This window comes from Streptomyces sp. PH10-H1, from assembly GCF_030063355.1.
In the GTDB taxonomy this organism is placed as follows: domain Bacteria; phylum Actinomycetota; class Actinomycetes; order Streptomycetales; family Streptomycetaceae; genus Actinacidiphila.
The window spans coordinates 47813-60555 of record NZ_JASISZ010000012.1; the positions used below are offsets into that span (position 1 = coordinate 47813).

14 protein-coding genes are annotated in these 12743 nt (G+C 70.1%); 8 read left to right on the forward strand and 6 right to left on the reverse strand.

Annotation, left to right across the window (positions count from 1 at the left end; all coding sequences use genetic code 11):
• Positions 1-12: 12 nt before the first annotated feature.
• Together QMK24_RS10535 and QMK24_RS10540 are read right to left on the reverse strand one after the other, a co-directional pair.
• Positions 13-1140, reverse strand: coding sequence for a hypothetical protein (locus QMK24_RS10535; protein ID WP_283465162.1), 1128 nt, complete (start codon positions 1138-1140; stop codon positions 13-15).
• A gap of 118 nt (positions 1141-1258) precedes the next feature.
• Positions 1259-1795 (reverse strand): rhomboid family intramembrane serine protease, encoded by a 537-nt coding sequence (locus tag QMK24_RS10540; protein WP_283465262.1) that lies wholly within the window; start codon positions 1793-1795, stop codon positions 1259-1261.
• 229 nt (positions 1796-2024) lie between these two features.
• Here QMK24_RS10540 and QMK24_RS10545 point away from each other — a divergent pair, with 229 nt between their 5' ends.
• From QMK24_RS10545 to QMK24_RS10565, 5 genes are all read left to right on the forward strand, one after another.
• A complete protein-coding gene (locus QMK24_RS10545) occupies positions 2025-2687 on the forward strand; it encodes a UbiX family flavin prenyltransferase (protein WP_502962493.1) in 663 nt (220 codons plus the stop codon).
• Positions 2688-2845: 158 nt separating this feature from the next.
• Positions 2846-3301, forward strand: a complete 456-nt coding sequence (locus tag QMK24_RS10550; protein WP_138355159.1) for an Lrp/AsnC family transcriptional regulator — start codon at positions 2846-2848, stop codon at positions 3299-3301.
• A 45-nt stretch (positions 3302-3346) separates the two neighbouring features.
• Complete coding sequence (gene mqnE, locus QMK24_RS10555; protein ID WP_283465167.1) at positions 3347-4510, forward strand: aminofutalosine synthase MqnE; 1164 nt, start codon at positions 3347-3349, stop codon at positions 4508-4510.
• 128 nt (positions 4511-4638) lie between these two features.
• The gene (locus tag QMK24_RS10560) at positions 4639-5157 is read left to right on the forward strand and encodes a GNAT family N-acetyltransferase (RefSeq protein WP_283465168.1); all 519 of its coding nucleotides are present in this window, start codon (positions 4639-4641) and stop codon (positions 5155-5157) included.
• Positions 5158-5186: 29 nt separating this feature from the next.
• Positions 5187-5474, forward strand: coding sequence for a DUF4229 domain-containing protein (locus tag QMK24_RS10565; RefSeq protein ID WP_283465169.1), 288 nt, complete (start codon positions 5187-5189; stop codon positions 5472-5474).
• A 15-nt stretch (positions 5475-5489) separates the two neighbouring features.
• On the opposite strand, the gene QMK24_RS10570 is transcribed toward QMK24_RS10565, so the two are convergent.
• A complete protein-coding gene (locus QMK24_RS10570) occupies positions 5490-6035 on the reverse strand; it encodes an FHA domain-containing protein (protein WP_283465171.1) in 546 nt (181 codons plus the stop codon).
• Between the two features lie 282 nt (positions 6036-6317).
• Between QMK24_RS10570 and QMK24_RS10575 the strand changes: the two genes are divergently transcribed.
• Entirely contained in the window at positions 6318-6911 is a 594-nt protein-coding gene (locus QMK24_RS10575; RefSeq protein ID WP_283465264.1) for a TetR/AcrR family transcriptional regulator, read from the forward strand.
• A 151-nt stretch (positions 6912-7062) separates the two neighbouring features.
• Here the strand turns inward: QMK24_RS10575 and QMK24_RS10580 are convergent, their stop codons facing one another.
• Entirely contained in the window at positions 7063-8262 is a 1200-nt protein-coding gene (locus QMK24_RS10580) for a lipase family protein (RefSeq protein WP_283465172.1), read from the reverse strand.
• A gap of 85 nt (positions 8263-8347) precedes the next feature.
• A complete protein-coding gene (locus QMK24_RS10585; protein ID WP_283465174.1) occupies positions 8348-9403 on the reverse strand; it encodes an AraC family transcriptional regulator in 1056 nt (351 codons plus the stop codon).
• Positions 9404-9519: 116 nt separating this feature from the next.
• Between QMK24_RS10585 and QMK24_RS10590 the strand changes: the two genes are divergently transcribed.
• Complete coding sequence (locus QMK24_RS10590; protein ID WP_283465175.1) at positions 9520-11316, forward strand: AMP-dependent synthetase/ligase; 1797 nt, start codon at positions 9520-9522, stop codon at positions 11314-11316.
• Positions 11317-11416: 100 nt separating this feature from the next.
• Here QMK24_RS10590 and QMK24_RS10595 read toward each other — a convergent pair whose 3' ends face one another.
• On the reverse strand, positions 11417-11620 hold the full coding sequence (locus tag QMK24_RS10595) for a cold-shock protein (protein WP_014144190.1): 204 nt from the start codon (positions 11618-11620) through the stop codon (positions 11417-11419).
• A 256-nt stretch (positions 11621-11876) separates the two neighbouring features.
• On the opposite strand from QMK24_RS10595, the gene QMK24_RS10600 reads away from it, so the two are divergent.
• Positions 11877-12728, forward strand: a complete 852-nt coding sequence (locus tag QMK24_RS10600) for a menaquinone biosynthetic enzyme MqnA/MqnD family protein (RefSeq protein ID WP_283465176.1) — start codon at positions 11877-11879, stop codon at positions 12726-12728.
• The last annotated feature ends 15 nt before the right edge of the window (positions 12729-12743 follow it).

Below are 12743 nucleotides of genomic sequence, written 5' to 3' on the forward strand. Positions count from 1 at the left end.
CCCGTTGCGTGCTTATGCGCCGCGGTTGTTCATGGCAACGAACATGAACAGGCCCATGATGTCCTGCGGGTTGAGCGCCTTCGCGCCGTCGGGGGCCGCGACCGGGTCGCTGCCGCCTTTGAGGCCGATGACCAGCGGAAGCTTGCCGGCCGGCTTCTTCGCGAGCTGGGCTGCGTCCAGGCTGATGCCGGACAGCATGCCGTCCTTGATCGACAGGTCCACGGTGAGGTTCCTCGCCGGGGTGTCGTTGAGGCCGGATGCCTTGAAGTTCGGGATCTGCTTCTCCAGCGGGGCGAGGCCCTTGGCGAGCTCCTTGGCCACCTGACCCGCGGGCACGGTCATCGTGACGTGGTCCACGCCGTCCTTGCTGCCCGCGTCGGTGAACTTCGCGTTGTGCGCGACCGCGTTCTTGACGGCGTCGGTCAGCTGCCGCTGGGTCTTGGCGTCGAAGGACGACGAGTCCGGGATCGCCGGAAGCGGCGACTTGCCCAGGCCCTTGGGCCCGCCGAGCGTCTTGGCGAAGTCGGTGAACGCCTGCGGGTCGACCGAGATCCACTTGCCCTGCAGTGCGTCCTTCACGACGCCGAGCGAGGACGGCAGTTTGTCCGCCGTGGCGAGGAACCGGTCGAGCTCCGCGCGGTTGCCCTTGGCTTTGCTGCCCAGCGCCGAGAGCGCTTTGACGTCGGCCCGGATGTAGAGCTTCTTGCCGATGGACCGGACCTCGACCAGGTTCTGCTTCCCGGCGGCGTCCGACGACAGCTGGAAGGCGAAGGAGGACGCGCTGTCCTTGGCGCCCTTGCCGTCCTTGCCGGCGGGGGAATCCGCGGCGTCCTTGAGCGGCTTGTCGGAGCTCAGCCCGAAGGTCGCGTGGAGGCCCGCGAGCATCTTCGCGTCGTCCTTGGTGAAGTTCTTCTCGCCCTTCATCGCGTTCCAGATCTGGTCCGCGGTGGCGTCGAAGGCGACGGTCGTGGTGACCGCCTTCTGCTCGCCGAGCTTGTCCACGGCGTTCTTGACCTTCGCCCCCGTGCCGGCCTGCTCGACGGTGCCACAGGCGGCGGAGGCGCTGGCTATGAGGGCGGCGCAGCCGATGGCGGCCAGCCCCTTGCGTGCGGTGGTGATGAGGTGACTCCCATAGAACAAGCGGCCTTCGGCCGGTGGCCTCAGCTCTGAGTGAGGGCTAAAGGTTAGCTGTGGGTACTGATCCGGCCGAATGCACTATTCGGCCGCCGGCGCAGGGGACTGCCGGCGCATGGGCCCGTCAGCGTATGAGCCCGTCGGCGGTGCGCGCGCGGAAGAAGAACGCCGAGGCCACGCCGCCGAGGAGCCCGAAGAGGTGGCCCTGCCAGGAGACGCCCTGGGCGCTGGGGAGTACGCCCCACAGGATCGAGCCGTAGAGCACCGCGACGCCGAGGCCGACGGCTATGTCGAGCAGCCGCCGGTCGACGAAGCCGCGCACCAGCAGATAGCCGAAGAGACCGAAGACGACCCCGGACGCGCCCGCCGTGTTGGTGTGGGCGGGGGCGACCAGCCAGACACCGAGGCCACTGGCCAGGATGATGACGAACGCGACGCTGAGGAAGCGGCGGATGCCGCGCAGCGCGGCGAGGAACCCCAGGACGAGCAGCGGCAGACTGTTGGCCGCGACATGGGCGAAGCCGAAGTGTATGAACGCGGCGGGGATGATGTCGCGCAGCTCGCCGGGCTCGCGCGGCACGATGCCGAAGGTGTCGAGCGAGCGGTTCGTCGCCACATCGATGGCTTCGAGCAGCCACAGCAACCCCACCCACGTCAGCATCAGCGCGGCGGCGGCCGTGACCCTGGCGCCGCTGCGCAGCGGCGCCAGCCCCACACTCGCGTGCGCGGAACGGTCCGCGATCGGTTCGTAGCTCACCGAGGCCCCCCTCAGATCCATGTGCCCCTACGGTAGACAACGCCACCGACATCCGGGGTGGTTCCCGTGACCAACCGTCTCCGGGCGCCGGCCGCCCAGGATGGCCGGATAGGCTCGGAGGGTGGACGAGAGCATGCGCAAGCCCTGGGTCGTCGGGGTCTCCGGAGCATCCGGGACGCCGTACGCCGCCGCCGTGCTCCGAGGGTTGCTGCGGGCGGGCGAGGCGGTGGACCTGGTGGTCAGCCGGGCCGCGCGGCTGACGCTCCTCGACGAGACGGGACACGCGTTCCGGGACGCGCACTGGCGCGCGGACCTGCGGACCTGGCTGGCGCGCGGCGCCGACGGGTCGGACGAATACTTCGCGTCGGAGCTGACCAGCCTGGCGGATGTGCGGTTCTGGCCGGCCGGTGATCTCGCGGCCGGTCCGTCCTCCGGTTCGTACCCGGTCAAGGGGATGCTCATCGTGCCGGCCAGTACCGCCTGTGTGGCGGGGGTCGCGCTCGGCTTGTCGAAGGATCTGCTGCAGCGGGCGGCGAGCGTCACCCTCAAGGAACGCCGGCCCCTGGTGGTCGCGGTCCGGGAGACGCCGCTGAGCGGCCAGACCCTCAAGCACCTGGTGGCGCTCGACGATGCGGGCGCGGTCGTGCTGCCCGCGTCACCCGCCTTCTACGCGGGCGCCCGGCACATCCAGGACCTGGTGGACTTCGTGGCCGGACGCGTGCTGGATGCGGCGGGCGTGCCGCACAAGCTGTACCGCAGGTGGGAAGGCGAACTGGGCGCGGCCGGAACCGACTGACCGGCGACCGGTCCGCGTTTGGTTCTCGGCTGATCCGCTGCGGAATCCGAGCCGGTTCGCCACGGATTCACAGGTGATGCGCAGGCCGGGGGGTCGCGGATGCCTTAGATTCTTGTTCGCACAGCGCAATCGATGCATGAACGGGAGGGTCCAGGCATATGGACGCGGTGGACAGGCAGCTCATCCAGGCGCTGCGCGAGAACGGTCGGGCCTCGTACGCGGAGCTGGGCCGGCTGGTGGGGCTCTCCGGGCCCAGCGTCACGGACCGGATCAACCGGCTGGAACAGGCCGGGGTGATCACCGGCTACCGGGCCACCGTCGCACCCGTGGCGCTCGGCCTGGGGGTGACCGCCCTGGTGGGACTGCAGCTCAGCGACGCCGCCGACCATGAGGACGTGGCGCACCGGCTGCGTGACCTCGACGAGATCGAGGACTGCTGGTTCATCGCCGGAGACGACTCGTACATGCTCAAGGTCCGGGTCGGCGACGTGGACGGCCTGGAGCGCACGATCCGGCGGCTGTCCGGCACCAAGGGCGTGGCCCGCACCCGCACCACCATCGTTCTCTCCACGAAGTGGGAGAACCGGGTCGGATCGTTGCCCGAAGAGGTCTAGGGATACGCTCGATCGGGTCGAATCGGCAAAGTAGGAGGCGGCAGCATGGACGCTGGACTCAAGCGTGAGCTGGAGGAGAAGGTCTACGCGGGTGAGCGGCTGACCCGTGAGGACGGAATCGCCCTCTACGAGTCCGACGACCTCGCGTGGCTGGGTGGTCTCGCGCACCACGTACGGATGAAGAAGAACGGCGATGTTGTTCACTTCAACGTCAACCGCCACCTCAATATGACCAATGTGTGCACCGCTTCGTGCGCCTACTGCTCGTTCCAGCGCAAGCCGGGCGAGAAGGACGCGTACACGATGCGCATCGAGGAGGCCGTCCGTCTCGCGAAGACGATGGAGGGCGAGAACCTCACCGAGCTGCACATCGTCAACGGTCTGCACCCGACGCTGCCGTGGCGCTACTACCCGCGCTCGCTGAAGGCCCTCAAGGAGGCGCTGCCGGACGTCTCGCTGAAGGCGTTCACGGCGACCGAGATCCACCACTTCGAGACGATCTCCGGCCTGTCGGCCTCCGACATCCTGGACGAGCTGATCGACGCGGGCCTGGAGTCGCTGACCGGCGGCGGCGCCGAGATCTTCGACTGGGAGGTCCGGCAGCACATCGTGGACCACCGCACCCACTGGGAGGACTGGTCCCGGATCCACCGCCTCGCGCACTCCAAGGGGCTCAAGACCCCCTCGACGATGCTCTACGGGCACATCGAGGAGCCGAAGCACCGCGTGGACCACGTGCTGCGGCTGCGTGAGCTGCAGGACGAGACCGGCGGTTTCCAGGTCTTCATCCCGCTGCGGTACCAGCACGACTTCGTGGACATGAAGGACGGCAAGGTCCGCAACACGCTGCAGGCCCGCACCACCATGGCCAGCGGCGCCGACGCGCTCAAGACCTTCGCCGTCTCGCGGCTGCTCTTCGACAACGTGCCGCATGTGAAGGTCTTCTGGGTGATGCACGGTCTGGCCACCGCGCAGCTGGCGCTCAACCACGGTGCGGACGACATGGACGGCTCGGTCGTCGAGTACAAGATCACCCATGACGCGGACGACTACGGGACGCCGAACAAGCTGACCCGCGACGACATCCTCGACCTGATCCGTGACGCCGGATTCCGGCCGGTCGAGCGCAACACGCGCTACGAGATCATCCGCGAGTACCCGGGACCGAACGCCGACCGGCGCGAGTCCCCGCAGCCGATGCGCCTCTGACCCCGTCGTCCGACCCCGCTCCACCGCTTAGATCGAAGGCCCCGGCACCGTGTGGGTACGTGCCGGGGCCTTCGCGATTCTGCCGAATACCGTTGCCGGATCGGCGGGGTAATGGTTACCCTCGACCTATGACCCTTACCTTCGCACATGACCCCGAGCTCTCCACCGGCCTTCGCGAGGAGATCCTCCGGATCTGGACCGACGCCTCCAACGCCGGCGGCGCGGTCGGCTTCGTCCCTCCCGTCACGGCCGAGGACGTACGCCCGGTCGCCGACGGACAGTTCGACGCGGTCGGCGCGGGGTCCCAGCGGCTGCTCGTCGCGTACGAGGACGGCCGGGCGGTCGGCACGGTCTTCCTCAAGCTCAACACCCACCGGCTGATGCGGCACTGGTGCACCCTCGTCACCGTCATGGTCGACCCGGTCCTGCAGGGCGGCGGACGCGGTCGGCGGATGATGAACGAGGCCGTCGAATTCGCCCGCGACCTGGGGTTCGACGCGATCCGGCTCGGTGTGCGCGGCGGCACCGGCGTGGACGGCTTCTACGCGACCTGCGGCTTCAAGGAAGTCGGCCGGGTACCCGACGCGATCCGCGTCGCTGCCGACGACTTCCGCGATGACATCGCTATGTGGCTCCCCCTGCACTGATCATCGACCGGCCGTGCTTCACTGGAAGCATGTTCCGTTACACTGCCATGCGTTTTGGCCTCTTCGTCGGCTGCTTCGCGGTCATCTGGGGTCTGGTCTCCCTGCGGATCCTGCCGGCCGGTCTCGGTGGCTCCAACCTCCTGTGGGTCGCGCTGCTCGCGCTCGTCATCTCCGCGCCGCTGAGCTTCGTGCTGCTGCGCGGTGTCCGCGACGCCGCGTCCGCCCAGGTCTCCGAGCGTGTCCAGCGCAGCCGGGAGAACTTCGCCAAGAACAAGAGCGCGGAGGACGCGGCGGACGACGCCACGCGCACCGCGTAGCACCTGCTGCGCGCGTCAGCCGGAGGCCAGGCGGAAGCTGAGGCGGCCGAAGGCGACGTGGTCGCCGGGCTGGACGCGGACGGTTCCCGTGATGCGCAGGCCGTTCACCTGGGTGCCGTTGAGGGAGCCGAGATCGGAGAGGAGCCAGGCGTCGTCCTGGTAGCGGAGCTCGGCGTGGTGGCGGGAGACGGAGTCGTCGCCGAGGCGGAGATCGGACATGGGCGCGCGGCCGATGCGCAGTGGCTGCGGTCCCGGCTCGGGGAGCCGCAGGCCGGGGAGTTGCGGGGTACGCCAACTGCCGCGCAGCCGTACGGACAGCGCTGAGATCCTCGCGACGGTACGCAGTAGCAGCTGGGGGGCGCGGCCGCGGCTGGGGAGGTCGGCCAGCGCCTGATCGACCTCGAAGCGGCTGGGGGCGGTGAGCACGACATGCATGCGGTGCATGAAGGTGTCGTGGGAGATCCGGCCGTCACCGGTCCCGGCGCGCAGCACCTCGAGTGCCCGGTCCCGCTCGGCCTCTGAGGGCCGGGTGCCCTGCGTGCGGAACTCGGGAGACGTCATGTGGGGATTGTCGGCCTGCCGGGACTGTGCTGTCCAGAATCGCGGGCTGCGATTGGTTGTCCGGGCGTTGTCCGGGCGTTGTCCGGGCGTTGTCCAGGCGGTGTTCGAGGCCCGGTTGCGGGTCCCGTCGTGGTCCGGCCACGGGGTCCGGCCACGGGGTCCGGTTCGCACGGTTGTGCAGCGACCCGCCCGTACGCTTACTTACGGGTAGCGCTACGGGAGGGGTGGCACGGGGTGAGCGGGAGGACCAAGCGGGTGCCGCGGGAGGTGCGTGAGCAGCAGATGCTCGACGCGGCGGTGGCGACGTTCGCGCGGCGGGGGTACCGGGCGGCATCGATGGATGAGATCGCCGAGTCGGCAGGGGTGTCAAAACCGCTCGTCTATCTGTATCTGAACTCGAAGGAAGAGCTGTTCACCGCGTGCATCCGCCGGGAGGCGGCGGCGCTCACTGAGGCGGTGCGGGCCGGAGTGGAGCCGGGGGCGGCGCCGGACCGTCAACTGTGGTGCGGGCTACGGGCGTTCTTCACACATACGACGGAGCGGCCCGACGGATGGACCGTGCTCTATCAGCAGGCGCGCACCCACGGGGAGCCGTTCGCGAACGAGGTCGCGCTGATGCGAGCGGAGATCGTGGAGTTCGTACGGGAGCTGATCGCGGCGGCCGCCCGGGAGGTGGACTGCGAGGGCGAGCTGGCCGAGCGGGAGGTCGCGGCGCTGGCGCACGCGCTGGTGGGTGCGGCGGAGTCGCTGGCGGGATGGGGCCGCGCGCAGCCCGGCCAGTCGGGCAAGGACACCGCGGCGACGTTGATGAACTTCGCCTGGGCCGGGTTGGACAACCTCATGAACGGGCGGCGCTGGGAACCATCTCGCCCGTGAGGTGCACCGGTCGGAGCCGCGGAGTTCGAAGCGGCGGCAATCCGTAGCCGATCGGCCCGCTGCGCCCGCGGCGGGCGCCCTCAAACGCCGGGCGGGCTGATTTTGGCTGGGTTCAGCCTATTCAGCCCGCCCGGCGATTGAGGGCAGTTGTTCAGCAGTTGGGAGTGGTGGGGTGGTTGGCGAAGCGGGCGCTGAGCCAGGTCATGGCCAGGGGGGATCCCGCGATGGCTCCGGTGATGTGGGCGAGTGGCAGGGACTGCCACTGGACGTCGGTGCCCTTCGCGCACCAGTCGGTGCGCAGCTGCTGGCCCACGGCATACGGGATCAGCTCGTCGAGGCTGCCGTGGTAGAGGAAGACCGGGGCGTCGGGCGCGTGGGTGCCCAGGGTGTCGGCGCGCAGCAGGCGCTGCCAGTCGGGATGGTAGAGCGGGTTGCTGACCGTGACCTGGTCGATGCGCTGGAAGAGACCGGCGAGGGCGTCTATGGCGATGCACTGGGTCTTGACGGTGTTGACCGTTGAACGGCCTCGGTCGTTGAGGTACTTGGCGAGGTCGAGTTCCGGGTACGCGGCGTCGTGGCCGACGGCGGCGGCGAGGATCAGGCCCGCGCCGACGCCGCCGTTGTTGAAGTCGGCGACCTTGAGCAGATCGGCGGGGACGCCGCCGGTGGCGGTGCCCTTGACGTTCAGGTCGGGGGCGTAGGAGTCGTGGAGCTCAGCGGCCCAGCTGGAGGCCTGGCCGCCCTGGGAGTAACCCATGATGCCGACGGGAGAGTCGGCGTTCAGGCCCGTTCCGGGCAGCCGTTCGGCGGCGCGGGCGGCGTCGAGGACGGCCTGCCCCTCGGCGCGGCCGACGGTGTAGGTGTGGGTGCCGGGGGTACCGAGCCCCTCGTAGTCCGTGACGGCGACGGCCCAGCCACGCAGCAGCGCCTGCCAGATGAGGCTGCCTTCCGCGGTGGTCCCGGTGGCGAAGCCGCGGGAGGGCGCGCAGCTGTCCGCGAGGCCGACGGTGCCGACGGCGTACGTGACGAGGGGGCGCTGCCCGGTCCGGCCGTCGTTGGGGACCAGCACGGTGCCGGAGACGGTGGTGGGCGCGCCGGTGGCGGTGGTGGAGCGGTAGAGGATCTTCCAGGCCTTGGTGGAGGTGAGGACGAGGGGGTTGGGCATGAAGCGGGTCGGCTGGGCGCTGACGATGTCGCCGGGCATGTCGCCGGGCATGTCGCCGGGCATGGCGGCGGATGGGGCCGGCGTCGCTGTCGAGGGCGCGGCGGCCGCCGTCAGCGCGGTGGTCAGCGCCAGGGCGGCAAGGGCCGCCGGAATGGTGTGCCGGATACGTCGTACGGTGCTCTGCACTGCGGCTCTCCCAACAACACGATGGAAGGTGCGGGGTACAGGGACCGTAGTGACTCGCGGGTAGCCCCGGCGTTGACCACGCCGCTCAGTTTTGCTGACCCGGAACCGCATTCACTCCGAGGGAGGCATTCACCCCGAGGGCCGCACTGCGGTACGCGCCCGGTGTCGTCCCCGTCCAGCGGCGGAACGCCCGGTGGAAGGCGGTGTCCTCGGAGAAGCCGAGCCGCGCCGCGAGTTGGGCGATCGGTTCGTGCCCCTCGCGGAGCCCGGCGATGGCCGCGTCCTTGCGCACCGAGTCCTTGAGCCGCTGGAAGGACGTGCCTTCGGCCGTCAGCCGCCGCCGGAGCGTCGCGGGGCTGACCGCGAGCCGGGCCGCGATCTCGGGGGCCTCAGGCAACCGGGTGCGGGTGGTCAGGGAGCGGGCCAGGGTGCGGCGGATCTGTTCGGTGACCGTTGTGCCGTAGTCGCGCCGGCTGAGGAGGTCGGCAGGGGCCCGGCGCAGCAGGTCGCCGAGTGTCGACTCGTTCTGGATGAGCGGGGCGCTGAGCCAGTGAGCGTCGAAGGCGGCGCCGGTGCGCTCCGCGCCGAAGCGGACCGGGCAGCCGAAGAGCAGGTCGTACTCGCCCTTGTTGGGCGGCGGCGGATAGGCGAAGTCGGCGCGCAGGAGCGGGATGCGGCTGCCGACGAGCCAGCTGGAGAGCCGGTGCCAGATGACGAGCAGGCACTCGGCGAGGAAGTGGTCCGGATCGTCGGCAAGCTCGCCGCAGACGGTGAAGGTGGCGGTGCCGTCCGATGTGCCGACGGCGAGGGCCGGACCGCTGGGGAACAGCCGGTAGAAGCGCACCGCCCGGTCCAGCGCGGCTCCCAGGTCGCGGCCGCCCAGCGCGGTGCAGCACATCATGGCGAAGGTGCCCCGGCGGCTGGGCGCGGGGCCGAGGCCGAGGAACTCGTCGTTCGTGGCCCGGTGCAGTTCCTTGATGAGACTGGTGAACTGGGCGTCCGTCACCCGGGCTTGGTCGTCGCCGAGCAGCAGGGGCGCGATCTGGGCCCGCTGGAGCAGCGGGGCGGTGTCGATTCCGAGCCGCTGAGCACCGCGCAGCGCCGCGCGGACCCGGTGCACCGTGATCGTATGCGTGCCCATGACACTCAACGGTGCCCCCGCTGAGCAGGAGGGTCAACCCGCGTGACGGTTCGTGTCATCTTCGTGGGGCCCGGTGCTTCATAGCGTCATTGCTACACGACCAAGGGAGGCGCGCGATGGGCGACATGGCACCGCAGACCGATCGGCCGGGGACGCCGGCGCTGACGGCGGAATGGCTCGCGGAACGGTACGGCGACGAGCCCGCACTGCGCTTCCGCGCCGACGGCGGATGGCGCGAGATCACGTATTCCGAGCTGCGCGAGACCGTCCGCCGTGTCGGGTGCGGGCTCATCGCACTCGGTGTCGAGCCCGGCGACCGGGTGGCGATCCTGTCCGAGACCCGGCCCGAGTGGACCTACGCACACCTCGCCGCCCTCGCGGCGGGCGCCGTTGTCGTGCCCGTCTATCCGACGGCAGGTGCCGAGGAGGTCGCCTGGGTGCTCGGCGACTCCGCGGCGACGGTGATCATCTGCGAGGACGCCCGCCAGCAGGCCAGGGTCGAAGCGCTGGCGGGCGAACTGCCGGACCTCCGGCATGTGCTGCTCCTCAACGCGCTCGACGGACTGGCCGACGCCTCCCCGCCGCCGGACGCCGCCGCGCTCGGCGAACTCCTCGCCCGCGCCGAGGCGCGCAAGCCGGAGGATCTGGCCTCCATCGTTTACACCTCGGGCACCACCGGCATGCCGAAGGGGTGCCGGCTCACCCATGGCAACTTCGGCGCCGTCCAGGACGCGACCGTGCCGAACATCGAGGGCGGCCCCGGCGACACCACCTATCTCTATCTGCCGCTCGCCCATCTCCTCGCCCAGCTCATCCAGTTCACGACCCTGCTGGTCGGCGCGGCCCTGTGTTACTTCGGCGGCCGGATCGAGAACATCGTCGCCGAACTCGCGGAGGTCCGGCCCACCCATCTGCCGTCCGTACCGCGGCTGTTCGAGAAGGTGCACGCCCAAGTGCTGTCGCTCGCGGAGTCGCAGGAGGGCGGCCGGGAGCGTTTCGAGGCGGCCATCGCCCTCGGCCTGCGGGCGGCCGAGCTGCGCGACCGGGGCGAGGAGCTGCCGCCGGAGCTGCGCGAGGCCTACGAGGCCGCGGACGCTGCCCTCTTCGGCCTGGTCCGCGCCGCCTTCGGCGGCAGGCTGCGCTGGGCGACCACCGGAGCCGCGCCGATAGCCCCGCAGACCATGGACTTCATGCGCGCCTGCGGGCTCGCCGTCCTGGAGGGGTACGGCATGACGGAGTCCGGTGGCGTCATCGCCGTCAACCGGGCCAACGACAACCGCTACGGCACGGTCGGCCGGCCCATCGACGGCTGTGAGGTGCGGATCGCGGACGACGGAGAGGTGCTGGCCAGGGGCGCGAACGTTTTCCCCGGCTACCACGGCAACGAGCCGGCGACGGCGGAGACGCTGGACGCCGACGGCTGGCTGCACACCGGGGACCTCGGCGCGCTCGACGCCGACGGCTATCTCACGATCACCGGCCGCAAGAAGGACATCGTCATCACCTCCGCCGGCAAGAACCTCACCCCGACGCCGATCGAGTTCGCCATCCAGCAGTCCCGCTATGTGTCCCGCGCGGTGATGATCGGCGACCACAGGCCGTACCCCGTCGCGGTGCTCACCCTCGACCCGGACGAGATCATCGGCTGGGCATCGCGCGAGCGCAAGGTGCTGGGCGCCCGGCCGACCCGGCACGCGGCGGTGCGGGAGCTGGTGCAGGAAGCCGTCGACGCGGCCAACGAGCAGGTCGCCCGGCCGGCGCGGATCCGCGCGTTCCTGATCCTCGACGAGGACCTGTCGGTGGAGGCCGGCGAGCTCACCCCGACCCTCAAGATCCGCCGCTCGGTCGTCGCCGAGCGGTACCGCGACCGGATCGACGCGCTCTACGCGGAGCTCGCGGAGCGCCCGGAGTAGCGCCCGCACGCCGCACCCGGAGCGGCTCCGGGAAAGGCAGGAGCCCCGCACCACTGGTGCGGGGCTCCTTGGCGTTACGTTTCGGCGATCAGACCGGTGATCAGACCGGGGTGACGTTCTCCGCCTGAGGACCCTTCGGGCCCTGAGTGACGTCGAAATTCACCTGCTGGTTCTCCTCGAGGGAGCGGAACCCAGCAGCGTTGATCGCTGAGTAGTGAACGAAGACGTCGGGGCCCCCGCCGTCCTGGGCGATAAAGCCGAAGCCCTTTTCAGCGTTGAACCACTTCACGGTTCCGGTAGCCATAAAGCCCTCCTTGGGCCCAAAGGGTTGCCCTGCTCCAGAACCTGCAACTGCGAAGTCTGAAAACTACAAAAGCCTACGGGGTCACATGCTCCGCAGGCTCTGTACTGCAAGGGAAACCAAACTGCAACTTGCGAGGAGAGTAGCACGCAGGTTCAGGGGTGGGGAAGGGTCTCAAGATCGGCCTTTTGAGGCCCCTGCAGGGGCGGTTCCGCCGCCCGCCCGCAAGATCCGCGGGGACCAGGACTAGCCTCCTGATGTGGACAAATCTGCACCTCATGCCGAAAGCGGCCGGACCCGTCCGAGGGTCGGCCACATCCAGTTCCTGAACTGTGTGCCCCTGTACTGGGGGCTTGCCAGAACAGGGGCTCTCCTCGACCTGGAGCTCACCAAGGACACCCCCGAGAAGCTCAGCGCCCAGCTGGTCCGCGGGGAACTGGATGTGGCCCCCGTCACGCTCATGGAATACCTGCGGCACGCCGACGAGCTGGTGGCGCTCCCCGACATCGCGGTGGGCTGTGACGGGCCCGTCATGTCCTGCGTCATCGTGAGCCAGCTGCCGCTCGACCAGCTCGACGGACAGCGGGTGGCCCTCGGTTCCACCAGCCGGACCTCCGTGCGGCTCGCCGAGCTGCTGCTCACCGAGCGGTACGGGGTGAGCCCCGACTACTACAGCTGCCCGCCGGACCTCGCCCTGATGATGCAGGAGGCCCAGGCCGCCGTTCTCATCGGCGACGCGGCCCTGCGGGCGTCCCTGCACGACGCGCCCCGGCTCGGCCTGCAGGTGCACGACCTGGGCCAGATGTGGAAGGACTGGACGGGCCTGCCGTTCGTCTTCGCCATCTGGGCCGTGCGCCGTGACTACCTCGCCCGCGAGCCCGAGGCCGTCCGCGAGGTGCACCGGGCATTTCTCGCCTCCCGCGACCTCTCCCTGGAGGAGGTCGAGAAGGTCGCCGAGCAGGCCGCCCGCTGGGAGTCCTTCGACGCCGAGCTGCTCCGCAAGTACTTCACCACGCTCGACTTCTCGCTCGGCGCCGAGCAGCTCGCCGGTATCGCCGAGTTCGCGCGCCGCGTCGGCTTCCCCAAGGAGGCGCGCGTCGAACTCCTCTGACGGCGCCCCCGGCAG